The organism is Nocardia sp. NPDC046763, from assembly GCF_040645495.1.
Taxonomy (GTDB): domain Bacteria; phylum Actinomycetota; class Actinomycetes; order Mycobacteriales; family Mycobacteriaceae; genus Nocardia.
In genome coordinates this window covers 13695-39231 of record NZ_JBEYYI010000013.1, presented here as the reverse complement: position 1 = coordinate 39231, position 25537 = coordinate 13695, and the positions used below count along the sequence as shown (strand labels likewise).

Genomic DNA, 25537 nt, shown 5'->3' with positions numbered 1-25537 from the left:
CGGGGATGCACGAGAATCCTGGGCACATTCTCAGCGTCGCCGAGATAGATCGTGAAATCGCCGAGCGGGCACGCGAAATCGAGACCATCGCCGCGACCCTGGTGGAGCTGGACAAGCATCCCGGGCTGATGCTGCTGCGCCGCTTCCCACCTACCGGTGTCACCGAGCAGCGCTGGGCGCCGGCCCGGGCGGCGCTGGAACTCATGTGGGAGGACTTCGGGCGGCTGAGCACCGTGCTGGACCAGGCCCGCGCCGCGCGCGGGCGGCGCCGCCTGGACTCGCTGGACCGGGAGGAGCTCACGCGCCTGCTGCGCGGACAGCCGGTCGAGGTGTCGCGCAGCACGATTCCCATGTCCCAGCGTTCGCTGAGCGGGCCGCGCGAGCAGATCGAACTGATCGGCATCACCGAGATGCTGGACCGCATGCGCGCGGCCTTCCCGACCGTGGTGCGGGTGCTCGACGCGGTGGAGGCGGTGCACACCCGGGTGATGACCGATATCGCGCCGCTGCAGGCGGAACTGACCCGCACCGGCATGTCGATTCCCGAATTGCAGTCGCTGACAAGCGATATCGACGCCCTGGCCATGCAGGTCGCCACCGATCCCCTGGCCCTGGCACCCGATGTGCTCGACCGTCGCCTGGGCGAGCTGTCCCGGCGCATGCGCGAGGCCGCGGCGGTACTGGCCGAACTGCGGGCCATCTCGACGGACTGGGACGCGGCGATCGGGCGGGCCCGGTCCCGGGTCGAGGCGCTGCACAAGACCTATGAGCGGGCCGATCGCGCACGCGCCGAGGTGGAGCACACCATTCTGGCCGCGCCGCTCCCCCGGCATCCGGACGACAGTGCCGTGTACAGCGCGGAACTGACCGCGCTGGAAGCCAATCCGTCCGTGCCCACGGAGCTGTGGGAGCTGCGGCAACGCATTACCGGGGCGCTCGACGCGGCGACCCGCAACGAACAACTCGCGCAGGGGCTGCTCGATCGGCGGGCGGAACTGAAGGGGCGGTTCAGTTCCTACCGCGCCAAGGCCGCCCGGCTGGGGGTGGCCGAGGATCAGGATGTGCTCGCGGCCGCCCGCATCGCTGCGGGGCTGCTCTCGCGCCGGCCCTGCGATCTGGCCGCGGTCACCCGCGCCATCACGGACTACCGCCAGCTCATCGACCAGAAATCGGGGAGGCGATCATGAACTGCACCGAGCCCGGCTGCACCGGGACCATCGAGGACGGCTACTGCACCGTCTGCGGCACCGCCCCGAGCGCGGCGCCCGCGGCCACCACGGGCGGGTCGACCACGTCGACCGCGACGAGCTCTCCCGACGCTGCGAGCGCAGCCGTCGGCTCCCACCGCTGTGCCGAACTCGGTTGCACCGGAACGATTGTCGACGGTTACTGCGATATGTGCGGCAGCGCGCCCGTATCGCCCTCGGCGCCGGCGACCACTGCGCGCGATACCGGGCACGCGTCGGCGATGAGCACCGGATCGACCGTCAGCGGCCGGTCCTCCGGCAGCGGGCGCTCGGTCCGCACCGGGCGGTCGGGAGCTTCCGGGGCCAGCCGCGGCCGGCTGGGCGCGGGCATGGTCAAGGTGCCGTCGGTGCCGCGCCGGGATCCGGCCGAGGCCGTGCTGGTCGATCCGGAAGTACCGGAGAATCACCGCGAATGCGGCAGGTGCAATCGGCCCGTCGGGCGCAGCCGCAATGGCCAGCCCGGTCGCGCCGAGGGCTTCTGCGCCCACTGCGGGACGCGATTCTCCTTCACCCCCAAGCTGTCCGGCCGGGATGTGGTGGGCGGCCAGTACGAGGTGCTCGGCCCGCTGGCGCACGGCGGCCTGGGCTGGATCTATCTCGCGGTGGACCACAAGGTCGACGACCGGGCGGTGGTCCTCAAGGGCCTGCTCAATACCGGCGACGCGGACGCCATGCGGGCGGCAGTGGCGGAGAAACGGTTCCTCGCGCAGGTCGATCACCCGAATATCGTGCGGATCTACAACTTCGCCGAGGACACCGGGCCGGACGGCAAACCGGTCGGGTACATCGTGATGGAGTACGTGGGCGGTAAATCGCTCAAACAGCTGCTGCGCGAACAGCGCACGGCCGATCAGCGGTATCTGCCGCCCGCGCGGGCCATCGCCTACATCCTGGAGATGCTGCCCGCCCTCGAGTACCTGCACGAGCGCGGGCTCGCCTACTGCGACTTCAAACCCGACAATGTGATGCAGACCGAGGAGCAGCTCAAACTCATCGACCTCGGCGCGGTCGTCGGCTTGCACGATCAGAACGAAACCATCTACGGCACGCCGGGTTACCAGGCCAAGGAGATCGCGCAGACCGGGCCGACCGTCGCGTCGGAGGTGTACACGGTGGGCCGCACGCTGGCGGCGCTCATCATGCGGATCCCGCCGGTGAACAACGAGCTCGGCCCGCTGCCCGGTCCCGAGCTCGAGCCGCTCATGGCCCGCCACGAATCGCTGTACCGATTCCTGTTGCGCGCCACCGATATCGAGCCCGACGCGCGCTTCACCTCCATGGCCGAGATGGGCGATCAGCTCACCGGCATTCTGCGCGAGGTGCTGGCCACCGAGGACGGGCGGCCCCGGCCGGGGCTGTCCACCCGGTTCGGCCCGCCGCGCGGGGTGTTCGGCGTCGGTGACCAGCTGCCCGACGATCCCCGCGCTCTCATTGCGGCGCTGCCGGTTCCGCTGGTCGACCCGAGCGACAGCGGCGCGGCACTGCTGGCCTCCACCAGCGCGGTCACGCCCGAGGACCTGGAGCGCGAGATCACCGCGGGCCTGCAGTCGGTGGTCACCGGCCGCGAGGAGTCGGTGGAGATCCCGCTCCGGCTGATCCGCGCCGCACTGGAATTCGGTGATGCGGACGACGCGCTGCGCCGGCTGGACGCGGTGGGCGAGACGCTGTCCGGCGACTGGCGGCTGACCTGGTTCGCGGGCCTGGCCCGCCTGCTGCAGCGCGATTGGCCCGCCGCCGCAGCCGAATTCGACGCCCTCTACAGCGCGCTGCCGGGTGAGGCCGCACCGAAGCTGGCGCTGGCCGTCACCGCCGAGCTCATGGCCGCGGACGGACTGGATCCCGAGACCGCGCGCGAGCGGGCCGCCCGCTACTACGACCTGGTCTGGCGCAGCGACCGCTCATTCACCAGCGCCGCGTTCGGCGCGGCCCGGCTGCGGCGCGCGGCCGACGACCGGGCGGGCGCGGTCACGGTGCTCGATCAGGTCGACGCCGCGTCGGCGGTGCACACCGAGGCCGGGGTCACCGCCGTCGAGACGCTGCTGGCCGTCGCCGAGCCCGCCGAGCTGACCGAACAATTGGTTCGCGATGCCGGCAAACGCATCGATAGTCTGACCCTCGACTCGAAACGCCGTGCCGCGCAGGCCCGTCTGCGAGTCCTGGACGCGGCGCTGCGCTGGCTGCGCCTGGGCAGGGTGCCCACCGACCACTCCCCGCTGCTGGGGGTGGCGCTCGATCAACAAGGGGTACGCACCGGATTGGAACGCTGTTATCGCGACCTGGCGCACGAGACCGAGGACATGTGGGAACGGATCGCCCTGGTGGAGCAGGCCAATGCGGTGCGCCCGAGGACGCTGCTGTGACGGCCCGCTGCCCGCACTGCGGCACCTTCGCCGCCGATACCGACCGATTCTGCGAGGCCTGCGGCCGCAAGCTCGGTATCCGGGTGATCGCCCTGCCGCCCAAGGAATTCCGGCCCGGCTCCGGCTCGACCGTGCCGGTGGCCGAGGCGGCGCGCAATGCCCGGCTCGAACCCACCGGCACCACGGTCACCGTCGAATCCGGTCCGCCGCCCGACTGCACCGGCTGCGGCGGCACCGAATTCGACCCGGACGGCTACTGCGCCACCTGCGGTGAGCTCGGGCCCGAGCGGGATCGCTTCGAATTCGACCTGGGCACCGCGTGCCTGATCACCGACCGCGGCCTGCTGCACGCCCGCAACGAGGACGCGGTCGCGGCGGCGGTGCTGGAGGGGGCGGTGCCGGATCGCCCGGCCGCCGCGGTCATCACGGTCTGTGACGGGGTGTCGACCTCCGAGGATCCGCAGGCCGCCTCGGGTGCCGCGGCCCGGGCGGGTCTGGACGCCTGCCTGGCCGCCCTCGCGGCGGAGCAGCCCGCCGAGGACTGCGTCATGGCCGGGCTGACCGCCGCCGCCGACGCGGTCAAGGCGGTCGGCTCGCCGGACGGGAAGGCACCGTCGTGCACCTATGTCTCGGCGATCGTGCAGTTCGACGCCGAGGGCGGCGCGGACATCACCGTCGCGAATGTCGGTGACAGCCGCGCCTATTGGCTGCGCCCCGGCGACGACTCCGACCGGCTCACCGTAGACGATTCCCTCGCCCAGGCCATGGTCGACAACGGCCTGCTGGACGTGGCCACCGCCATGGACGGCCCGCACGCGCACGTGCTCACCCGCTGGCTGGGGGCCGACAGCGAACAGCAGTGGTCGCCCACCTGCGTGCGCACCCTGCATACAGACGCGCCCGGGGTGCTGCTGGTATGCACCGACGGGTTGTGGAACTACCTCCCGGAGGCAGCGGCCCTGGCCCGCTTCACCAGCTCGCTTGCGCCGTTGCCCGCGGCGCGCGCCCTGGTGGAGCACGCGCTCGGCGCGGGCGGCAAGGACAACATCACCGTCGCCCTCGTGCCCGTCCCGTCCCTCGCACCGTCAGGAGACACACCGTGACTTCCGCTGAGAACAAAGGTATTTCGGTCGCCATCGACCAGAACGCATTCCTCGCCGAGGGGGTGCGCACGGTCGACGCCATCGTGACCGTCGAGGCCACCGGCGATCTGGTGGTGTCGGTGGCACCGCCGCCGCGGGTCGAGATCCTGATCATCGACACCTCCGGGTCCATGGGCGCGGCCGACAAGTTCGCGGGCGCCCGGCGGGCCACGCTGGCGGCGCTGGACGTCATGCCCGACGGCACCCGGTTCGCGATCGTGGAGGGCACCGACAAGGCGCAGGTGGTGTTTCCGCACCGCGGGTCCTCGGCGGTGGCCAGCCCGCAGGAGCGCGCCAACGCACGGCGAGCGCTGGACAAGCTGGTTCCGCACGGCGGCACCGCGATCGGCACCTGGCTGGGACTGTCACGCCTGATCGCCCAGCAGCACCCGGGCGCGATGGTGCACGCGATCCTGCTCACCGACGGCAAGAACGAGCACGAGGCGCCCGAGCGGCTGGCGGAGGAGATCCGCCAGTCCATCGGTGTCTTCACCTGCGACTGCCGCGGCGTCGGGGTGGACTGGGAGCCGAACGAGGTGCGCCCCATCGCCTCCGCGCTACACGGGACGATCGACACGGTGGCGACCGCGGACCTGCTGGCCCAGGATTTCGCGGCCACGATGGAATCGTCGATGGAGAAGGCGATTCCGGACCTGACCATGCGGGTGTGGACACCCGTGGGCGCGAAGATCGTGTTCCTCAAGCAGGTCGCGCCGTTCATCGAGGATCTCACCGCGCGGCGCAGCGAGGTCGGGCCGCAGGTGGGCGAATACCCGCTGGGCTCCTGGGGCGCCGAGGATCGCGACTATCACATCCAGCTGGAGCTCGAGCCGGCCGCGCCGGATCGGGAGAAGCTGGCAGCGCGAGTGAGCGTACTGGCCGAGGGCGACGTGCTCGGGCAGGGTCTGGTCAAGGCGGCCTGGACCACCGATACCGACAAGTCGGCGGTCATCAGCCGCCGGGTCGCGCACTACACCGGACAGGCCGAGCTGGCCCAGACCGTCCAGGAGGGCCTGACCGCGCGCAAGCAGGGCGACTTCGCCACGGCCACCGCCAAACTCCAGCGCGCGTACCACCTGGCCAGCGAGTCGGGCAATGAGAACACCGCCAAGCTGCTGCTCAGCGTCGTCGACGTGGTGGACGAGCGGACGGGAACCATTCGCCTGCGCAACAAGATCGATCCCGCCGACGAGATGGCCCTCGACGTCCGCTCCACCAAGACCGCCCGAGTCCGCAAGGAGCCATGATGGCGCTCTGCATCGAGGGGCACGAAACCACCGCCACCGACTACTGTGATTTCTGTGGTGCGCCGATGGGCGCGCAATTCGGTGGTGCCGCACCGCAACTCGTGCTGTGCCCGTCCTGCGGGGCGCCCTCGGAGGGACGGTTCTGCGAGAACTGCGGACACGACTCGGCGCTGCCGCCGCCTCCGCCCGCGCCACCGGTGAGCGCGGAGCCGGCGACGACCGCCGACGAGTCCGGAGCGGCCGAGAACGGTGCCGCAGCGCTGGTCTGGGTCGCCACCATTTCCGCCGACCGGGCGCACTACGCGCGCATGCAGGCTCAGCAGGGACCCGATCTGGAGCGGGTCGACTTCCCCGGCTACTACCCGGACCGCCGAATCCCCTTGCAGGGGCCCGATATCCTGATCGGCAAGCGCAGCGTCTCCCAGGGCGTGCACCCCGATATCGACCTCGCGGTCGCGCCCGCCGATATCGCGGTCTCGCGCTCGCACGCCATCCTGCACATCGAGGGCGCGACGCTCACGGTCACCGACCTGGGCTCCACAAACGGCACCTGTCTCAACGACAGCCCCCACCCCATCCCGCCGAGAACACCTGTGCCACTGCAGGAGGGCGACCGCATCCACGTGGGCGGCTGGACCACCATCACCCTGACCACCGAATCGGGCTGATCACCCAATTCTGGCAAAACGGCGATCTTGGTCCATTGTCCAGGTTAGGCTCCCCGCTCTATGAGCTTGACCCGCCGAGACTTCGCCCGCACCACCCTGGCCGCCGCCGCAGGCGCGCTCGCCACCGGCCTGAGCAGCCCTGTGGCGCAGGCGATCCCGCACGCGCGAACCGTCGGCGCACCGCCGCAGGCGTGGATGTCCGTACTCCCCGACGCCACCTCCCTGCTGCGCCTCACCATCCCCGGCACCCACGACTCCTGCTGCACCAGCGCCGCCGACGGCACCGAGTGGGCGCACACCCAGAACTGGTCGCTCCCGGACCAATTCGCGCACGGCATCCGTTTCCTGGACATCCGCTGCAATGGTCTACAGGACCACACCGCCGACTCCTTCGGCGTGTATCACAGCGCCTTCTACCAGGGCATCACCTTCGACACGGTGCTCGACCAGTGCCGGGCCTTCCTGGCCCGCAATCCCGGCGAAGTCCTCGTCATGCGGGTCAAGAAGGAGGACGGCACCAATAACGACGTGGGCGCCGATTTCGAGCGAATCTTCGACGGCTACCTGGACACCAAGGGCTACCGCTCGCTGTTCTGGCTGGACAATCGCTTCCCCGCGCTGGGTGAGGCCCGCGGCCGCATCGTCCTCATCGCCCAGTTCGCGAATTCCCTGGGCTGCCTGCAATGGCCCGGTGGCGACAACGGCGTCTTCACCACCGATCGGATCTATCTCCAGGACCACTACAAGGACCACGGCCTGGCCGGCCTCGACTCCGGGTCCTCGAACTTCGGCTCCTCCGGCGGCGATAAATTCGACTACGTCAAAGCCTGTCTCGACAAGGCGGCCGCCGATCCCGCCAACACCCTCGAATACATCAACTTCACCAGCTTCGCCGACAATGCCTGGCCCAAGGACAACGCGGCAGCAATCATGCCCAAGCTCGCCGACTACCTCACCACCCACAGCACCCAGTCCGCCCACTACGGAATCGTTCCCATGGACTTCCCCGACCAATACACCAGGGTGCTCGACCTGCTGCTCGCCAAGAACGCCGGCTAGGGCTCGCGACGGCAGGCTGGACCGCCGTATCGCGTCGAGAGACAATCGCATTCGAAAATTCCGCCCATGGCTTCGCGCCCGCCAGTTCGATTGCCACGCAAATGGTCTCGAATCGATTACGATGATCTTTGTGAGTTATCCGATTCCGTCGGCGAAGGTGATGTTGGAGAGCCGCCTGCGGATGGTGCTCGACGGCAGCCCCTACACTGTGCGCTCGGTCCACGGCGGCTTGCGGGTCGAACGGCCCTATGACAAGGACCGCACCCGGACCCCCTACAGCTATTCCCTGCGGCTCAACGAAAAGCACAGCCGCGCACAGTTCTTCCGGTACTACTGGCCCAACAGTGAGGGCGAGGCCCCGCACCGCTGGAACCGCGATCCCGACCGGATCGGCGAATCCATCAAGTCGGAACTGGCCACGATGGGATGGCAACTCGGCCGCAGCCCCGCGGAATGGCTCTCCGCCATCCTCGGCACGGTCATCTGGCTGGCGCTCCCGGGCACCATTGCCGCGTTCTCCGGCCAGACCTGGTTCCTCGCCGTGTTCGGTTCGGTCCTCCTCGCGGTCGGCGCCGTCATCGTCGTCGGGGTAGTCGTTCTGCTGCGCCGATCACGTACCGGAGTCTGATCCCCGGGCCGGGTTGCGCCTGGCCGTCCAGAACATCCAGGATCCGGCCCCCAGCGTGAGTGCGATGAAGGTCGCCATTCCGATCAGCGCCGCGATTGCTCCCGGCCCGGTGGCACCACCCCCGCTCGCCTCGATCAGGAAACCTGCGGCTACCGGTCCGATGAGCACCAGGCCGAGGGCCGTCAGCAGGAACGCGACGTATGTCAGCTGCCCCGCCTGCAATCGTGTTTGTGCTGCCGAATTCGCATGTCGCCCGTCATCAACCTGCCGCTGTAACTGCCGAGCATTCGTCATATGCCCTCGAATCCATGTCTCGTGAGATGCATTCGAACAGGGAATTACGCCAACACCGTGAACTTCTCAGCGGCTGCACCGCAATCGAACGGTCACCGCCACCTCGAATGCGTTCATGGCGTAATCCTGCCAGCAAGAGCCGCGCCGACGGATCAAGCCGCCCAGGCATTTCGAAATGTCGGGTACTAGCGGAGCAGGTTCACGAGTTGGCGGTAGGCGGCGCGGGTGGGCGGCGCCAGGCGGCGCCAGCTGATGGGGCCGCCGGAACCCAGGTGAGCATCGTAGGGGATTTCGGCGACCGCCCGGACCACGTCGCCGAGATATTTGCGGACGTGTTCGGTGACCAGAGGCCCGTCCTTCGGGTGCTGGCGGGTGACGACGATGACCGCTTCGGCCAGGTGGTACTGGCTGTAGTTGTCGTCGAGCCAGATCAGGGCGGGTTTGAGCCGATTCACGGCGTCGGGGCGGGCGGCCAGGGTGATCACCAGCGAGATCCGGGAATCCGACAGCAGCGGGGCGACCATGCGGTTGGTGACGGGCGCGCCGCCGTCGTAGACGGGCAGACAGCCGGCTTCGACCAGGTCGCGATGCACCGAGGAATAGGTCTCGCGGCGGGGCAGCGCCTCGGGGCCACGGGGCAGAACGCCTACGCCGGAGCTGTTTTCGCCGCAACTGTCGATCACCGTCGACGGCAGGCTGCGGTGGGTCATGCTCAGCCAGGACTGGACGGTGCCCGCGGCGTCGATGGTGTCGCAGCCGCGGGCGGACAGGTCGCCACCGGTGGTGGTGGCGTCGACGACGATCGGTGAGTGTTCGCCGTAGTCGTAGGCGGCCGCGCCCGCGATGCCCAGGGCGGTGGTGGTCGCGCCGGAGCCGCCGGAGCTGCCCAGGACGAGAACGGGTGGCAGGTCGGCCCACAGCAGATAGCCGTTGCGCGGGTGCATGCGCACCATGTCGGTGGGCGCTCCGGGCGGGGCCGGGCGCAACAGCAGGGAAAGGTCTGTGGGAGTGGAAGAAAGAGCGGCGGGATGTTCCGGGAAATTTTCGGACACTCCAGATTCCTTTGATGCGAGCGGCAGACGATGCTGCGGAATCTTCTGGTCACCACGTCGCGGAGGACGGCAACGCCGGCGTCATCCATCGCGTGCACGATCGGTGGCGCAGCCGGCCCCTGTCATTTCGCCGTCAACACCCACACCGCGTCGACGAGCGGCCCCTGCGCCTCGACAACTTCGCTGAAGCCTCGAGTTCTGTCCCCCGGATACCCCCTACCCGACTAGCTGCCGATCAAGAGTGCAAAGGGGTTGCCGTGCAGCCCCTTTCAATGTGGCCAGATATTACCCGATCTTGTCGTGTCAGCAGCGATGTCCATAGCCCCGCCGAAACTCCGGCACTGAATGTCAGCGCACCGCCCGAATCGGCACAACCGCGACCGCCCCCAGCACCGAAAGCAGACCCCCGACCAGGAATAGTGGCGGGTACCCGCCGAAGCTCACCACCGCCGACGCCACGAAAGGCCCGATGATTTGGGGACCGGCATTGGCGATATTGAGGACCCCCATATCGCGGGCGGCGTCTTCGGCCTTGGGCAGCACCATGGTGACCAGCGCGGTGTCCACGGCCATGAAGCACCCGAAGGCCAGTCCGTTCACCGCGGCGAAGGCCAGCATGCCGGGCCAGGTCGGGGTGCAGAGTGGAATGAGCTGGGCCCCGGCCGCCAGCGCCGCCGACAGGCCGACGAACAGCTTGCGCCGGTCGAGCCGGTCCGAGAGCACGCCGCCCGCCACCGTGGAAACCGCCATGGCGACAGCGGAAATGGGCGTGAGGATCGCGACCGCGGTCGACGGCTCCAGCCCGCCGGGCAGTCTGATGTGGTCCTGCAGGATATACAGCTGATACCCCGTGACCGCGAAGTACCCGAGCACGAGCAGCGCCCTGCCGATGAACGCCCATCGGAAGTCGTGCTCGCGCAGCACATTCAGGAAGGTCGCCACCTGATCACGCAGCGGGATCGGCCGTTTCGGCGCGAGCCGGTCATCCCTGGCGGCCGAGGCGAACAGCACTGCCGCTCCGGCCACCAGTGCGCCGAGCGCCAGATATCCGGTCCGGTAGTGATCGGAGAAGGCGGAGGCCAGCAGCACACCGACGGTCGACCCGACCGGCAACCCGAGTCCCACCGCCGCCGAGGCGCGCCCGCGCCGCTCCCGTGGAATCCGATCGGGGACAACGGAGGTGAGGGCCGCCTGATAGATGTTCATGACCGCCTGTCCCAGGCACCAGGCCATCGCGACCAGCAGCACGGTCCGCACGCTGCCGAGCAGCGCCATGGCCGCCACCGCGGCCAGACCACCACCCAGGATCCATGGATTGCGCCGCCCCGAGCGGTCCGAGAGCGCCCCGGCCACCGGATTGAACACGGTCGCGAAGATCGCGGCCACGCCGCCCACGAGACCGAGATTGGCTATCTTCGACGCGGCATCGATGTGCTCGATCTGCAGCGGCAACAGGACACCGCCGACACCGATGTACAGCGCGTACATCGCGGCATTCGCGGCGAACAGCAGCGGTAGCAGGCCGCGGGTGGGCGTCGTCCGGGTGGAAGGGATGGTGCCGACAGCATCGGCTTCGGAATGGGCCACAGGTTGTCCAGAGCGTGCGAAGAGCACGGGTTCCGGCCGTGGTGCGGCCTGAACCCGTTGCGGTCGAGGCGATCAGCCGATATCGGCGGTGAGGGGGAGGGCGGTCACGGAGGTGCCGACATGCATGGTAAAGGTCCCCGGTTCGATGGCCCAGCCCTGTTCGGTCCAGTGCTCGAAGGAGCGCTTGGGCACATCGATGGTGGCGGTGACGGATTCACCCGGGTTCGCTTCGACCACCGCGAATCCGGCCAGCCAGCGCACCGGCCGGTCGACGTTGCTGTGCTCGCGCGACAGATACGCCTGCACGACCTGACGGCCCCGGCGGTCACCGGTATTGCGGACGGTGACGGTCGCGGTCCGGCCGGAAACCGCCAGTTGGTCGAGCTGCCAGGTGGTGTAGCCGAGACCGTGGCCGAACGGATAGGCCGGGGCCACACCCGATTTCAGCCAGGCGCGGTAGCCGATGTGAATGCCCTCGCCGTAGGGCAGCGCATTGCCGGGTGCGGGCTTGGTGTTCAGCACGGGCACGTCGGCCATCGTCTTGGGCCAGGTGGTGGGCAGGCGGCCGCCGGGTTCGGCGGCGCCGGTGAGCACGTCGCCGAGCGCCGCGCCGAATTCCTGCCCGGGGAACCAGGCGAGCAGCACGGCCGCGACGTCGTCGCGCCACGGCATCTCCACCGGCGAACCGGAATTCACCACCACGATGGTGCGCGGATTCACCGCGGCCACGGCGGAGACCAGATCGTCCTGCCGGCCGGGCAGCCGCAGCGTGGCGCGGTCGAAACCTTCGGATTCGATCAGCTCGGTCGTGCCGACGACCACCACCGCCACCTCGGAGGCCCGCGCCAATTCGACTGCGGCAGCGAACTCTTCGTCATCCGATCGGCGCGGACGGCCGACCGCGCAGGTGATGCCCATGGCAGGGAAGCCGTTGTCCGGCATCATGCGCACCAGCACGTCGACCTCCTGCCCCTCGCCGAGGGTGCGGGTCACGAACCGCTGCGGCGGATTCAGCAGCATCTCGACCGGATCGGCGCCCGCGGGCACCACGGTCTCAGCGAGCACCTGCTCACCGTTCAGTGTCAGGGTCAGCATGCCCACACCGGCGAACCCGATGCGCCACTCCCCCGCCACATCGGCCCGCAGTCGTCCGCGCAACTCGATGGCCTTGGCCTGCATGGCATTCGGATTGCCGAATAGCATGAGACTGCCCGCCATCCGATGCTCGGTGTCCAGCACGGTGTCGCCGTCGAGGTACCGCAGCGACAGCCCCGGCTCGCCGGTCTCCGGATCGGTGACCAGGTCCAGCGGAACCGGAATCATGTTCTCGCTCAGGTGCACACCCGGTGTGTAGACCACCGGCAGCACCTCCGACAGCCCCTGCAGCGGGGAGGTGGTGTGCGCCGGAATCACGGTCGCACTGCCACCGCCCATGAAACGCGGTTCGGCGGCGGCGGATCCGAGCAGCGCGACCTGCGCGGGCTTACCGAGCGGCAGGATGCCGTCGTTGGCGGCGAGCACCATGGCCTTGGCGGCGGCCTCGCGCACCAGGCGCTGTGACGCCTCGTCACTGAAGGTCGGAGCGGGCTTGGGCGTTCCGTTCAACGCGCCGACGCGGACAGCGAATCGCAGGATGCGCCGCACCTTCTCGTCGATCGCGGATTCGGGCACCTCGCCCTTGCGCACGGCCGCTTCCAGCGGCGCGCCCCACAGCTCCCACGGACCGGGCATGGCCAGGTCGTTGCCCTTGGCCGCGCCGAGGGTGGAGCGCACGGCGGTCCAGTCCGACACCACCACGCCGTCGAAACCCCACTCCCCCTTCAACGGTTCGTCGAGCAGGTCGTTCTCGGTCATGGTGACGCCATTGACCGAGTTGTAGGCGGCCATGATCATCCACGCGCCCGCCTCGACGGACCGCTCGAAGGGATACAGGTACAGCTCCCGCAGGGTCCGCTCGTCGGCGACCACATTCGCGGTGAACCGCTCGGTCTCGGAGTCATTGGCGACGTAGTGCTTCGGGCACGCGCTCACCCCGTGTGCCTGCACCGCCCGCACGTAGGCGTCGGCGATCTCGGCGGTCAGCATCGGGTCCTCGGAGAAGCATTCGAAATGCCGTCCGCCGAGCGGGGATCGGTGCAGGTTGATGGTCGGCCCGAGCACCGCGTACACATCCTTGCGGCGGGCCTCGGCGGCAATGAGAGCGCCGATCCCGGTGAGCAGGTCGCGATCCCAGGTGGCGGCCAGGGCGGTGCCCGAGGGCAGGCTGACCGAGGGATCACGCTCGTCCCACTGCTCACCGCGGACCCCGGACGGCCCGTCGGAGACCGGCATCGCGGCCAGCCCGATGCCCGGTTCGCCCGCGAAGCGGAAGAAGCCCGCGCCCGAGATCAGGCGAATCTTGGCGGGAAGGTCCAGCTTCCCGAGGAGGTCGTCGATGACGTCGGTCATGCCTGCTCCTTCCAGAAGGCCACCAGGTCCGCGCTCACCTGGGCGGGCACATCTTCGTTCGGCACATGGCCGGAGCCGTGATAGACGGCGGTCTTCGCATTCAGCTGCTTCGCGAACCTTTCGTGCACCTCGGGCGCCCACAGGTCAGCGGTGTCGCCGTAGGCGACCAACAGCGGCACACCCGAATCCCGCAGCACCGCCGGATCTTTCACCGGCGGCTCGGCCATGCAGGTCAGGATGCCGATGATATTGGCCTTCTTGGTGCGCAGGATCCGCTCCCGCAGGAACTCCCGGCGCTGCGGTGCGGGCTGCTGGTCGGCCTGGGCCATGACCGCGTCCATCTGCTCCCAGATGACCTCCTGCCCACCGGCTTCCACCGCCTGCGCGACCAGCAGCGGCGGCGGGAAATTGATGTCGGCCACCGAGGACGGGCCCGAGGCGAGCAGGGTGAAACTGCGGAACCGCTGCGGCCGCTCGATCACCGCGACACGGGAGACGTAGCCGCCGAAGGAATGTCCGACCAGGTGGATGGGCTCGGTCGGCGAGATCTGGTCGACCACGCCCAGCAGGTCGCCGACGAAATCGACGAGGGTGTACCCCGATACCTCGTCGGGCCCGTCGGACTCCCACTGCCCGCGCTGGTCGTAGGCCACCGCTCGGTAACCGGCCGCCGCGAGCAGCGGCAGCATCTCCTCGAAGTCCTCCTTGGAGCCGGTGAAGCCCGGCACCAGCAGCGCGGTGCCGCGACGCTCGGTCCCGGCGGGCGGCTCGACCTCCCATGCGGCCAGCTTCCCGGCCGCTCCGCGCAGCGTGATCGGCGTGATGATCGGGGCCTGACTCATCGGCAATCCCTTTCCCTCGTACTGCCCTGTACGGCTGGCACGAGTGTGCCAGTGGAAATCCAGTTTACCGAATGGTCATTAGGTACTGTTATCGTTTCGTAACCATGGTCCGGTTTTGCCTGATCAACCCGCTTGACTAGTGTCCCACCTCATGACGCCCCACCCCCGACGCCGCAGACGGGGCGACGACCGCCGCGAGCAGATCATCGACGAGGCACTGAAAGCCTTCGCCGACAACGGCTATCGCAGTACCTCCATCGCCGAGATCGCCGACCGCTGCGGACTGTCCCAGCCCGGGCTGCTGCACTACTTCCCGAACAAGGCCGCGCTGCTGTCGGCGGTCCTCGACTACCGCGATCGCCTCGACCACGACCGCCTCGGGTTCGACCAGCAGCTGCGGGGGAAGGACGCCCTCGTCCGCCTGGCCCAGCTGGTCGACCACAATATGCACGTGCCCGGCTTGGTCCGGCTGTTCACGGTGCTCACCAGCGAGGCGGTCACCGCCGACCATCCGGCCCACAGGTGGGCACTGAACCGCTACCGCCTGCTGCCGGACTATCTCGCCGGGGCGCTGCAGGCGGGCATCGACGACGGCACCATCCGCAAGGACATCGACCCCGCGGCCATAGCCCGCCAGGTCTTCGCCATGATGGACGGCCTGCAGCTGCAATGGCTGATGGATCCCGACACCGTCGACATGGCCGCCCTCTTCCGCGCCTATGTCGACGAACTCATCGCTTACATCTCCTGAGGCCTCATCCGGCGACAGCATCGCGGAAGTGCTCGGCGAGATCGAGCCCGGCGGCCTGCTCCGGCGTGACCCAGGCCTGGTCGTCGTGTTCGTCCGGGTTGAGAATCACCGCGCCACTGCCGTTTTCGCGCACTGAGCGAACCGCGCGTCAGTCTCGGTCGTGGTTGTCGAACACGATTCTGGCGGGCGGTTCGGAACGGGTCCCACGGGTGAGCACCCGATTCGTTTGCGACGCACCGGTCCAGGGGCTGTACACCTCGACACAGCTGTGGAGCCGATCGAGCCACCAGCCGGTCACACGGCAACCGTGCCATTCCTGATAGTTCTCGTCGTAGTCGAGAGACCAACCCCGGCTGCGGATGTGGTCGAGCACATGGGTGAAGACGTCCGCGTCGGGGATCATCGCCGAGCCGCCGATCCAGAACTCGCGATAGCAGTAGGTCACCGCTGTGCCGCCGCAATAGGAGTCGTCGTCCTTCAGCACCACGAGACCCGACGGCAGTGGCAACAGCACGTCATCCTTCGGGTGGCCGGACCCGAACAAGCCCAGTGTGGAGGCCACCGCCGTCACCAACACCACCAGCATGGTGAAAAGGCTCCACGCCAAGCTCAGAGCGATCCCGATCATCGCCCGTCCCGAACGGCCCGGCTCGTCGAAGATCCACCCGCACAACAGGACAACGATCACGGTGATCGCCAGGCCGGCGAGCACCGTGATCGGTTCGGCGGCCATGACCAATCCGTGGGTCACCGCGACCTGAACCGCCGCGATGGCGAACAGCAACAGGCCCAACCGGATTCGCAGAGCTGCGCTGCGGGCCATGAGCAACCAGCACACGACCGGCGCGAAGAAGATCAGCCTCAGCACGCCGTCAGTGTATGAACCTGGCGCAATGCAATTTTCGCGTCGACACGGCGTCCATCACCCGGTGGGTGACGCGGTGCCCGCCCCGAACTGGGTTGCGCGGCACCAGCCACAGACCGGGTTGATGCTGTCGGCACTGTGTAAAAGGACGTGGAAGGACGCCGAAGCTGGTGCTTTGACTCCTGCGAGTGGAGCGAGACGATAGTGCTAGGCAGGGTAATGAACGTGGTGTGATGCTCACGTCGGGACGGTGCCGGGAATGGCACTACCACCTGAACCAATCCGGTACCGGTAACGGCCGTATTCGAGTGGTCGGTTTCCCAGCTGTCCGAGACGTTTCCGGCTGCTGATGTCCGGGTGGCGTAGGGACCGTATCCCTGACCGGCGGTGGGTGGGCCCACCGCCGCCGGACTACGCGGAGTCCGCCGCGTACTGATACTTCCCGCGATCAAGTTTGCGGACATTGCTGTTGTCGCGTTGCGCCATTCGCCCCAGCGCGACCGCGACGTGGTGGCGGGCGCTGATCGGCAGTTCCACGCCGCGACGCTGCAGCGCGGCAATCACTTCCGCCGGGGTCCAGGTCTGTTCGGGGTGTTCGGCGAGGAAATCGGCCACCACCCGGGGCAGCGAGCGTCCCTGCGACGGCCCGGCCGAATCGGCGGGCTCCGGCATGTCCGTCAGCTGCTCATCGCGGGCGGTGTCCAGCCAATTCGCGACGGTGAGCAGCTTCGAGCAGGCCGCACGCAATTCGGCACCGGGCGAACGGATGTCACCGAGGTTGTACATGGCCTGGTAGTAGCGACCGATATTGGTCAGCAGATCGATAGCTTGCTGCTCGGTGTCGGCGACGATGGCTTCGCTGCTGCGACCCGACTGCGCGGCCGCCGCCACTGCTCCCACGTCCACGTCCGACAATCCCCTTCTCTGTTGATCGACAGATGCACGGCTCGCCTGACAGTAGCCAAGCGTGGTGGCCGAATTGTGAAAGACTACAAGGTCATTGCCGTCCGCGCGCCCCCAACGGCGTTTCGCGTGACCGGAATGCCGGGTTCACCCGGTGAGGAGCGCCGTATACCGCGGTCCCGCCCGATCGTTCCGAGCCGCCCGCCCACGCCCGACACGCTGGACGTTTCGGTGTGGACACGTGGCGCGATATTCACTGCGTGGGGAGCACGCGACTTCGGCATCGCCAAGGCGCTCGACGGGAGCAGGCAGCTGACAGGATCTCGCCGCGCTGGGTGGGCCAGCTTCCAATACGCCGTCCCCGAGCGGTTGACCCGGCCGGGTGAGGCAGATCGGCGGGCCGACGTCTATTCACTGAGCTGCACGCTCTATCACATGCTGACCGGGCAGCCGCCGTACCCGGGACAGAACGTCGGCCAGATCATCTATGGGCACGCCTACGAGCCGGTGCCGGCACCGTCGGAGCGAACCCCCGGTCTGCCACGGGATTTCGACGAGCTCATCGCACGCGCGATGGCCAAGGATCCCGGACGCCGCTTCGGCACCTGCACCCAGATGGCATAGTTGGCGCAGCCGCGGTCACTACCTATGGCAGCTGGCCGATCACGGCGTCGGGAAACGTGACGTAGCGTCGATCGAGCAAGCCACAGGTTCCTGCCGCTGTGCCGATCGACGCTGCGCGGGTTATGTTGCGCTGCAAGTGAACAAGATCGAATACGGGCGAATGCTGGTGGCCGCCGTCGCAGTCGGAACGTTGGCGCTCGCTGCGACCGGATGCTCGAAAGATACTGCGACACAGGCTGGCTCGACCACGACGTCCGTCGCGGATACCGCGCCGCCGGCGAGCTCGCCCGCGGTGACCACCAGCGCACAAGTCGCGCAGCAAGGTTCGGCGACAACCTCGGCCACCGCACAGCCCCCGGAGATCTGGTGGACCGCCGAATCGCTGCGCAAAGCGTTCGACGCGATCAACGCCGAACTCGGTCCCGCCACCGCCGACTACCTCGAAGTCAAGATCAGTGCGCTCAGGCGGACGATGTTCATCGCGGCCGTGGACCCCAACGCCCCCACGACCGTAGAGGAATACGTCTACAACGGTGATGACGGATCGGTGGAACCCGGCACCGAGACCAAAAACGACTTTCACCTCGACGGCGGATTCACCGGCGATTCGGTGTCGGCGCAGGTGCTGGCCAAGGCCATGAATTCCGCGAGAGCAGACACCGGCTGGGCCGACGCCCGCCTCACCAACGTGATGTTCATGCGGGTGCATCCCACCGACCCTCAACCGGGCATCGCCGTGGTCGTCAATCAAAACAACAGGGACAAAACCGCCTACTACGACATGAACGCCGCACTGCTCAAGGTGTATCCATAAGTTGGTGGCCGTGTTTCGGGAGCTTTCGTGTGACGCCGCGGTAACCGCCTTGGCCTGATTCCGACACAGGCCAACGGCAATTGTCCGCGCGGATCGGGGGCGCGCATCCGCCAGGAGTCGACCTCCAGTCACGGCCCGAACGCAGTCAATTGCCGCATACCGCGCTGACCGAACCGGCCAGCGCGGGGCATCGGAAGATGGGATCGATGGGAAGGACCGGATGGACGAGGGTGCGTCCGAGCCCTCCCGCGCGAGAATTTCTCGCTCACGGACTTATCTTCGTCGCCTCAATGCCCATGTTTGCGACCGAAGCGGGCTGCAGCGATCGCCGGTAGGTTGTCGGCGATTGGCCCGTCCACCGGTGAAAGGCGCGCGCCAGGGTCGTGTGGTCACGGTAACCCAATCGGCGGGCAATCGACTGAATCGGTAGCGTGGCATCACTCAGTAGTGCGACGGCCAGCTCCCGCCGGGCTGTTTCCAGTTCGATGCGCCAGGTTGTGCCATGTCTGGTCAAGTGTCGCTGCAAGGTCCGGGTACTCACCGCGAGCCGGTGCGCGGCCGCGTCGAGACTGATTTCGTAGTCGGTGCTGTAGAAAATCGTTTCGCGGACAGCAGCGCGGAAGGCATCCAGCCACGTGAGCGCGGGCGTGAGCATGGCCCTGTCGATCACCGATTGGGCGTAAAAGTGCAATATTTCCCGCAGTTGCGGGTCGTACCCGCGCGGTCCGCTCGGTTGCTCACAGTTGAGAAAGTTGATCATGTCCGCGCCCCGATCGAAGTGGATGTTGTCGGTGCCCAAGGCATGTACGAGGTACTCGCGGTGCGCGGGCGCAGGGTGGGCGAAGTCCACCCGGAGCGGCGCCGCTGCCTCTCCGAAACCTTCCCGGGCCCGCCGAATCGCCAAGGCCAGAACGAACTCCCGCCGAGCGATATCGGCGGGTCCACACGTATCGCTTTCGACGTAGGTCACGTGCAGCAAGGCGCCATCCTCGACGACCCGAAACTCGGTGGACGGATCGCAGACGACCGCGCAGAAGCGACCCGCGTCGCGGAACCCCTGCGCCAGCGTCGATGCACTGCGGATCAGGTAGTCCCACACGTGCAACCGCCCGAATTCGGCTGCCGCCGCGACCCGCACACCGACTTCGCGACCGGCTGCTCGGGCCAGTACATCCCACAACTCGTGCAGGTCCGCGGTCGGAAGCCGGGTCAAGCCGTAAGACTGCAGCGATTGGTCCAGGCACCCGATGTGAGCCAGGTGCGATATGGGAACACCGGCTCGTACCGCAGCATCGAGTACAAGTCGAAATACCTGGGGTGAAACGGTATTCGCAAGGGTGCTCTGTGGGGCGGACAACGATCTCGGCGCCGCAGGGCCCCGTGTACCGATGCCCGCGTTCAGGTAGGGCGAGGCAAGTACTTCCAACTCCATCTGTCTTTGACCTTCCGCCGGTGCCGCTGGATATGCTGCGGTGCAGTGGGATCCGATGACCCGAGAAGACGACCACCTATCGGCGCTGGCACGCATCAGGCGTCGGGGTTCAGAGGGTGAGTAGTAGTGCGGCGTTGATCAACATGACCGCGGCGGTGGCGTGGTGCACGCCGAACGCGATGCTCTTGGGTCCGCCCGAGCGGATCACGGTGATGCCGTCGATGAGTGGGGTCACGGTGGCCGCGATCAGGTACCAGGCCAGGGCGTTGGTGGATGCGGTGGCCATGACGGCGAAGGTGATCGCGCCGAGGCCGAGGTCGCGGGAGGCCTTGATCGCCATGTAGGGCTCGAGGCCGTTGATCTCGGGCACTCCGAAAGTGGTAGCGGCGGCCTTGGGTACCAGCAGCGCACGGCCGCCGATGAACAGGCAGAACAAACCGGTGAAACCGGCCAGGGCATAGGCGATGGAGCTGAGCATGGTGGAGTCCTTCATCAGAGCAGGGCCGAACCGGGGGAGGGAGTCAAGGGAGTCGAGGTGACCTCGAGGATGGCTGACACGTCGAAACCGGCCATGTCGGCGCGCAATTCGGGGCTGTGCAGATAGCGCTGAGCCACGTCGGCCGGATCCGCGCCCTCAGCGAAGGACAGCAGCGCATACAACCGGGGCTGGTCATCGGTGTTGGTCCACAACCCGTGCGCGGCGATCCCGTACTCGAGGAAACTGACCAGGTGCCTGGGGTAGTGGACCCGCCGATACGTCTCGAGCGCCTCGACGCTGGCCAGGGTGTACACCCGGAGTTCGTAGCTTCTTGACATCGATCTCTCCATCTCACGATCATCCAGTTCGGTACCGAATAATTCGAGACCGAACTATATTGAAACTAATTATGTGGGTCAAGGGACGGCCCGTACGCATGAACGTCAACCGCGGCGGCGCGTCGGGGGTTCGGTCTGGGTGGCGTTAGCGGCAGAGGTGGCGCAGCGGATCGCAGTGCGGGCGTTGGTGTCGGCGGAACCGATGTCGTGTCTTGGAATTCAGACCGTATCGGCTTCCCAGATCTGGGAAGACTCGCTGGCGGATGGGGTACTGCACCTGCGATGAAGGACGGAGCGTGGGCCGCAAAAGAACCCTGAGCAGGGCTCATGCCCGCCGGATGGGCTACTCGACGGCCGTGGGGTAGCTCTCGCCTCTGGGCGAAGCAGGATCGGCTTCTTCCGTCTTCGTCGATACCAGTGCAAGGCCAACGGGCATCGTCGGTCATTGGAGCCCTTCGCGGCTCGAACTATTCCCAACGGCGAGAAGGTGATTCGGCGACGATACGCGAGCTTGTGCCCCCCGCATTGCGCTTCATACCAGCCAGGCGAGTGCCTGACCGATGTCCGTGATGTCGCGAATCGTGTTCACGTTGGCGCAAGTGGATACACGTTTTCTCCTACGTGATGCCCTAGCGTCAGTGGACCGCTTTTCCCAGGCAGAGCCCCTGGAGAGCGGGCGCACCGTCCGCGGGAGGCGGTGCGGGACTGGACGGCTCGGAGACTCCATGACACCTGTAGCACGGCGAACAATCACCGGGATTTCCCCCACGTCGAGCTCAGTGGTGCAATGACACCCGGAAGGAAGCTCGACCGCAATGCGGATCATCACCAGCAGCTGCCACACCTTCGAATACACCGTGACAACGCCGAGCCCGTGCGCAGTCGGACTCAGCACCACAGAAATCGGCGTGGCGCATCGCTTCTCGGATTGCCTTGTGGTGACGATCGAAGTGGAGCACGGCGATCATGTGCTGAGTAACGCCGCAGTGAAGGTCATCCGGCGCGTCATGACGCAGACGGGCGCTGCGGGAATCGTCGTCGATGGGTACCTGAAACCACCCACCGGGAGCCGCCGCACCCGTCTCGGTTCCGACCTGCTCCTCGAGCTCGCCGACTCACTGGACCTGCTGGCGGAAATTACTTCGCGCCTCGCGGGCGAATACGAACGCATCCACGTCATGCCTTTCGGCTGGTACAGGAACGCCGAGGCGGAACTGACGAGCGGTGCCTGCGGACGGCGTTCGATTCATCTCGGCGGTGATCACGTGTCGGCTGCAGGCCGGGTAGTGGCAGCCCTGGATGTGGCTACCTCTCAGCGGTTTCGGGAGAAGCCGGTGCCGTCGGCCGCTTCGATGGGTGCCTGATCCAGGTCGACCTGGAGCCCCCGGGAATCCCGGATGTAGCCAGAACGCCATTGGGGACGGCGGTGCAGGATGCCTGATCCTGGTCCGAGCTCGACGAGCAGGCGGCAGCCAGTCCGAGCGTGAGCATCGCCACGGCGGCGACGCCGACCCATGCCTGTGGTCGGGTACGCCTCACGACCGGACCCTATCGCTGTGATCACCAGTGGGAAGAGTCCCTGAGCTACCGCCGGAAGCGATTACAGCGACGCCTTCAAAACCGTCGTGGGCTCGGTGTGCCCGGCGGAATACGTCGATCCCGCACCGCCGATGATGGTTGTCAGCGTCGCGCGCAGCCTGGTGACCTCCGCGTGGCCGATCGTTTCGTCGAGCGCAGCGTCGAAGCGCGCGATCACCTCCGATCCAGCTTCGACCACCCGCCAGCCCAGTGCCGTCAAGGTCACCATGCGCGCCCTGCCATCGGAGGGATCGGGGGCGACGGTGACATAACCGTGCGCCTCCAAGTGCCGGATCAGCTCCCCGACAGCCTGTTTCGTCATTCCCGTCCGCGCCGCCAGTTCGGTCTGACGCGAGCCTTGCGGATCGATCACCTGGAACACCGGCGCATGCGCAGCCCGCAAATGCTCGAACCCCGCAGCCGCGATCCCCGCGTCCAACTCGGCCGCGAGGCGGCGCGCCGCAGCGGCCAGCAGGTTCCCCAGCGGCGGTAGGCGATCCGCCAACGGATTAGTCAAGCGATTGACCATTTCTGCGCGGTACCGGTTTTCGCCGGCGGGGACGCCCTACTCGCGGCGGCTGCTGGCCCTCCCCGACGCTCCACGACAGGAAGCCCCGATGGTTCCGTTCCTGCGGTATCCGTTGTGACACTTGAGGATCGACAGGCGACCCAAAGGAACGGGTCCACCGCACGCCCCTATCGCCGACCGTAGATATTCCTTGCGTCCGCCTACGCCAAGCCCTGCCGAATGGCCTGTTCCAGAGGGGAATACGCGCCATCAGGGCGGTCCAGAACACACGGCTCACGAAGCAACAGGGGCGGCTGGGCCATGAACCTGGGGGTCCGACCGCGGTGGGCCTGGGCGGCGTGGACCAGGAAGGGGTGGCAGAGGTAGACATCACCCGCGTGGCCGGTCGCCGCGACCTCGGGGAGGTCGGCGGTGGAGGCATAGAAGTCGAGAAGGTCGAACATCCCGGTGCCCTGCTCACCGAACGGACGCAGTATCGGGGCGAGACGCCGGTGCGAACCGACACGAACGCGGGTGGGGGCATCATCGGGCCCGACGTCGGAGAACAGGAACAGCATGAGCAAGGCACGGCCCTTGGAATGGACGTTCACCCGCCAGCGCGCATAGTCATCGATCGCGGCATCTCCCGGGAAACTCGCATCCACGTGCCAACCGTCGTCACCGGGCGGTTCCGGGCTCGGGAAACGAATCGGCCAGCTACCCAGGCTGTTCCGAGGGAGCCAACGACCTGGACCCACCAGCTGGTCGAAAGCTTCGAGCAGGGCGGGCGCGGTGACGGCGCGGGCGAAAGGCTCGTCGGCATGATCCCAGAGCCGGACGACCGGCTTGGTCCAGGTCGACGGATCATCCGGGCCACAACCGGTTGCGCGCCAGAGAATCTCGCGGCCCTCGGCGGCCGTCTCGGCCGAGAAGGCTCCGTCGACCCTGACGAATCCATCGGCGACAAAAGCGGTGACCTCAGCGTCGGTAAGCATGCAATCCTTTCGGTCGACCATCGGAGCATCGACGAAAGCGGATCGCGCCGCCACCGAATTTCCTTCCCAGACATGGCGAAAGCCCCTCCCTCCCGAAGGAGAAACGGGGCTTCCGTCGTCTAGCCGAGCCTTCGGCTACTCACCCGAAGCAGCGGCCGGGGCGTCACCCGCGAGGGCGGCTCTGGCCCGGACCGCCTGCCACCTGTATCGGCGGCGCCGAAGGAAGACATATCCGAACCACACCCCAGCGAAGATGGCCAGTCCAATGCCCGTTCCCCCGACCGTCAGCAACCAATCCGGGGTGGGAGGGTCGATCTGCACCCGCGGCACGAGCGCGCTCCGTGACTGACGGAGCCAGCCTAGCTGGGTTGATTTTCACTACCCAGCACAGTACGCTACCTGATCTGAGTCTATTTTTGCTACTCAGATCATGGACGGTGCTCCTCGGATCGACGGAAGGGTCAGCCGCCGATCGAATCCATTGCGCCCCATTACATCGAGCGATGCCAGCGGAAAGGTCAAAGGAAAGATGGAGTCACGAGAGCTTGCCTCGGCCCACCGCGGGGCGAGCCTGCAGCGGCCCGCGCTGGCAAATACCGTGTCGTCCCATATGGTCCGGCTGGTACTGGATACGGCAAAGCTGGCCGGAGTGCAGGGCCCGCACCTTGCTCACATCGGCGGCTTGGATCGATCGCTGCTGCCCTACAACCGAACCCGGATCCCCACCGCGGATCTGTACCGGCTCTGGGAAGTCCTGGCCCGAACAGCCGGCCGCGAAATGGGCGTGCGGGCCGCCGCGACGGCGGAATTCGGACGACTTCATGTGTGGGACTATCTGATTCGAAGTGCACCGACACTGGCAGACGGTTTCCGCGACGCGGCTCGGTTCAGCGCGGTCCTCTGCGACCCGATCGCCGAATTTCACGTCAAAGAGAACGGCGACCAACTGCAGGTGACCTATGTCGACACCCCCACCAACGAGCCCGTCGACATAGTCCATCGGGAGTTCGCCCTGGCCGTGGCTGTACGGCGAGCCCGGGAAGGTTTCGGACCGGCGGCGACACCGGTGCGCGTGGACTTCGCCCATCACGCGCCCACACATCGCGAGTACCTCGTGAAGTCCCTGGGCACCGACAACATCCACTTCGACCAGAGATCGGACACGATTACCTTCCTCACCTGCGGATCAGCGAGCGGCTCACTCGAACACGAGCACGACCCACAGCTGCGCGAAATACTGCACTACTACGCGCAAGGGCTGATCGACAACGCCCGCCCCGAGCACACCTGGCTGGACACGTTCCGGTCCGCGCTCCGCGAGACGCTCTCCAGCAGTAACGAGATCGCGGTCACCCTCGACGCGGTCGCCCACCGGCTCGTGCTGAGCACCCGAACCCTGCAACGACGTTTGACAGCACACGACACCACCTGGCGTGTCGAACTCGAAACCGCCCGGCGCGAACTGGCCGTCGCGCTCTTGCACAACCCCGCGCTGCCGGTGAAATCGATCGCCCACCAGCTCGGTTACCGCGACCAGCAGACACTGTCACGGGCCTTCCATCAATGGACCGGACAATCACCCTCGACCTATCGCCGATCCTTGTGAACGAGTGCGAGCGGTTCATGGCTTCACGGGAACCATCACCCCGAGTACAACGCCCATGGTCACCGCGACCA

At 67.3% G+C, this 25537-nt stretch carries 25 protein-coding genes; 12 read left to right on the top strand and 13 right to left on the bottom strand.

Features of this window, described 5'->3' with window-relative positions:
• Positions 1–5: 5 nt before the first annotated feature.
• From ABZ909_RS21710 to ABZ909_RS21680, 7 genes are all read left to right on the top strand, one after another.
• Positions 6–1187 (top strand): hypothetical protein, encoded by a 1182-nt coding sequence (locus ABZ909_RS21710; protein WP_357002396.1) that lies wholly within the window; start codon positions 6–8, stop codon positions 1185–1187.
• Positions 1184–3607, top strand: coding sequence for a tetratricopeptide repeat protein (locus ABZ909_RS21705; protein WP_357002394.1), 2424 nt, complete (start codon positions 1184–1186; stop codon positions 3605–3607). The genes ABZ909_RS21710 and ABZ909_RS21705 overlap by 4 nt, the downstream gene beginning before the upstream one ends.
• A complete protein-coding gene (locus ABZ909_RS21700) occupies positions 3604–4710 on the top strand; it encodes a protein phosphatase 2C domain-containing protein (protein WP_357002392.1) in 1107 nt (368 codons plus the stop codon). Before ABZ909_RS21705 ends, ABZ909_RS21700 begins: the two co-directional genes overlap by 4 nt.
• Positions 4707–5996, top strand: a complete 1290-nt coding sequence (locus ABZ909_RS21695) for a VWA domain-containing protein (protein WP_357002390.1) — start codon at positions 4707–4709, stop codon at positions 5994–5996. Before ABZ909_RS21700 ends, ABZ909_RS21695 begins: the two co-directional genes overlap by 4 nt.
• Positions 5993–6664 (top strand): FHA domain-containing protein, encoded by a 672-nt coding sequence (locus ABZ909_RS21690; RefSeq protein WP_357002388.1) that lies wholly within the window; start codon positions 5993–5995, stop codon positions 6662–6664. Before ABZ909_RS21695 ends, ABZ909_RS21690 begins: the two co-directional genes overlap by 4 nt.
• A 60-nt stretch (positions 6665–6724) precedes the next feature.
• On the top strand, positions 6725–7723 hold the full coding sequence (locus ABZ909_RS21685) for a phosphatidylinositol-specific phospholipase C (protein WP_357002386.1): 999 nt from the start codon (positions 6725–6727) through the stop codon (positions 7721–7723).
• A 130-nt stretch (positions 7724–7853) separates the two neighbouring features.
• Positions 7854–8351 carry a hypothetical protein gene (locus ABZ909_RS21680; protein ID WP_357002384.1) on the top strand — a complete coding sequence of 166 codons (498 nt, stop codon included), beginning with the start codon at positions 7854–7856 and terminating at the stop codon, positions 8349–8351.
• Here the strand turns inward: ABZ909_RS21680 and ABZ909_RS21675 are convergent.
• The 5 genes from ABZ909_RS21675 to ABZ909_RS21655 all read right to left on the bottom strand — a co-directional run bounded on the left by ABZ909_RS21675 (position 8334) and on the right by ABZ909_RS21655 (position 14574).
• Positions 8334–8573 carry a hypothetical protein gene (locus ABZ909_RS21675; protein WP_357002383.1) on the bottom strand — a complete coding sequence of 80 codons (240 nt, stop codon included), beginning with the start codon at positions 8571–8573 and terminating at the stop codon, positions 8334–8336. The genes ABZ909_RS21680 and ABZ909_RS21675 overlap by 18 nt on opposite strands.
• Before the next feature lie 257 nt (positions 8574–8830).
• A complete protein-coding gene (locus tag ABZ909_RS21670; RefSeq protein ID WP_357002381.1) occupies positions 8831–9697 on the bottom strand; it encodes a hypothetical protein in 867 nt (288 codons plus the stop codon).
• A gap of 348 nt (positions 9698–10045) precedes the next feature.
• Entirely contained in the window at positions 10046–11284 is a 1239-nt protein-coding gene (locus ABZ909_RS21665) for an MFS transporter (RefSeq protein WP_357002379.1), read from the bottom strand.
• A gap of 72 nt (positions 11285–11356) precedes the next feature.
• Positions 11357–13732 carry a glycoside hydrolase family 3 C-terminal domain-containing protein gene (locus ABZ909_RS21660; RefSeq protein ID WP_357002377.1) on the bottom strand — a complete coding sequence of 792 codons (2376 nt, stop codon included), beginning with the start codon at positions 13730–13732 and terminating at the stop codon, positions 11357–11359.
• Complete coding sequence (locus tag ABZ909_RS21655) at positions 13729–14574, bottom strand: alpha/beta hydrolase (RefSeq protein WP_357002375.1); 846 nt, start codon at positions 14572–14574, stop codon at positions 13729–13731. Before ABZ909_RS21655 ends, ABZ909_RS21660 begins: the two co-directional genes overlap by 4 nt.
• A gap of 151 nt (positions 14575–14725) precedes the next feature.
• Here ABZ909_RS21655 and ABZ909_RS21650 point away from each other — a divergent pair, with 151 nt between their 5' ends.
• The gene (locus ABZ909_RS21650; protein ID WP_357002373.1) at positions 14726–15325 is read left to right on the top strand and encodes a TetR/AcrR family transcriptional regulator; all 600 of its coding nucleotides are present in this window, start codon (positions 14726–14728) and stop codon (positions 15323–15325) included.
• A gap of 4 nt (positions 15326–15329) precedes the next feature.
• Here ABZ909_RS21650 and ABZ909_RS21645 read toward each other — a convergent pair whose 3' ends face one another.
• The 3 genes from ABZ909_RS21645 to ABZ909_RS21635 all read right to left on the bottom strand — a co-directional run bounded on the left by ABZ909_RS21645 (position 15330) and on the right by ABZ909_RS21635 (position 17096).
• Entirely contained in the window at positions 15330–15458 is a 129-nt protein-coding gene (locus tag ABZ909_RS21645; RefSeq protein WP_357002372.1) for a hypothetical protein, read from the bottom strand.
• 15 nt (positions 15459–15473) lie between these two features.
• Entirely contained in the window at positions 15474–16193 is a 720-nt protein-coding gene (locus tag ABZ909_RS21640; protein ID WP_357002370.1) for a hypothetical protein, read from the bottom strand.
• 408 nt (positions 16194–16601) lie between these two features.
• Positions 16602–17096, bottom strand: a complete 495-nt coding sequence (locus tag ABZ909_RS21635; RefSeq protein WP_357002369.1) for a hypothetical protein — start codon at positions 17094–17096, stop codon at positions 16602–16604.
• 135 nt (positions 17097–17231) lie between these two features.
• Between ABZ909_RS21635 and ABZ909_RS21630 the strand changes: the two genes are divergently transcribed.
• On the top strand, positions 17232–17717 hold the full coding sequence (locus ABZ909_RS21630; RefSeq protein ID WP_357002367.1) for a protein kinase: 486 nt from the start codon (positions 17232–17234) through the stop codon (positions 17715–17717).
• Between the two features lie 292 nt (positions 17718–18009).
• Positions 18010–18531 carry a hypothetical protein gene (locus ABZ909_RS21625; RefSeq protein WP_357002366.1) on the top strand — a complete coding sequence of 174 codons (522 nt, stop codon included), beginning with the start codon at positions 18010–18012 and terminating at the stop codon, positions 18529–18531.
• 265 nt (positions 18532–18796) lie between these two features.
• Here ABZ909_RS21625 and ABZ909_RS21620 read toward each other — a convergent pair whose 3' ends face one another.
• The 3 genes from ABZ909_RS21620 to ABZ909_RS21610 all read right to left on the bottom strand — a co-directional run bounded on the left by ABZ909_RS21620 (position 18797) and on the right by ABZ909_RS21610 (position 20779).
• A complete protein-coding gene (locus ABZ909_RS21620; protein ID WP_357002364.1) occupies positions 18797–19963 on the bottom strand; it encodes an AraC family transcriptional regulator ligand-binding domain-containing protein in 1167 nt (388 codons plus the stop codon).
• 109 nt (positions 19964–20072) lie between these two features.
• Positions 20073–20441, bottom strand: a complete 369-nt coding sequence (locus ABZ909_RS21615) for a DUF4267 domain-containing protein (protein ID WP_357002362.1) — start codon at positions 20439–20441, stop codon at positions 20073–20075.
• Positions 20442–20455: 14 nt separating this feature from the next.
• On the bottom strand, positions 20456–20779 hold the full coding sequence (locus ABZ909_RS21610) for an NIPSNAP family protein (protein WP_357002360.1): 324 nt from the start codon (positions 20777–20779) through the stop codon (positions 20456–20458).
• 815 nt (positions 20780–21594) lie between these two features.
• On the opposite strand from ABZ909_RS21610, the gene ABZ909_RS21605 reads away from it, so the two are divergent.
• Positions 21595–22143, top strand: a complete 549-nt coding sequence (locus ABZ909_RS21605) for a threonyl-tRNA synthetase editing domain-containing protein (protein WP_357002358.1) — start codon at positions 21595–21597, stop codon at positions 22141–22143.
• A gap of 236 nt (positions 22144–22379) precedes the next feature.
• Here ABZ909_RS21605 and ABZ909_RS21600 read toward each other — a convergent pair whose 3' ends face one another.
• Together ABZ909_RS21600 and ABZ909_RS21595 are read right to left on the bottom strand one after the other, a co-directional pair.
• On the bottom strand, positions 22380–22874 hold the full coding sequence (locus tag ABZ909_RS21600; protein ID WP_357002356.1) for a MarR family winged helix-turn-helix transcriptional regulator: 495 nt from the start codon (positions 22872–22874) through the stop codon (positions 22380–22382).
• Positions 22875–23086: 212 nt separating this feature from the next.
• A complete protein-coding gene (locus ABZ909_RS21595) occupies positions 23087–23860 on the bottom strand; it encodes a phytanoyl-CoA dioxygenase family protein (RefSeq protein WP_357002354.1) in 774 nt (257 codons plus the stop codon).
• A gap of 529 nt (positions 23861–24389) precedes the next feature.
• Between ABZ909_RS21595 and ABZ909_RS21590 the strand changes: the two genes are divergently transcribed.
• Positions 24390–25466: an AraC family transcriptional regulator ligand-binding domain-containing protein gene (locus tag ABZ909_RS21590; protein WP_357002352.1), complete on the top strand. Its 1077-nt coding sequence runs from the start codon at positions 24390–24392 to the stop codon at positions 25464–25466.
• The last annotated feature ends 71 nt before the right edge of the window (positions 25467–25537 follow it).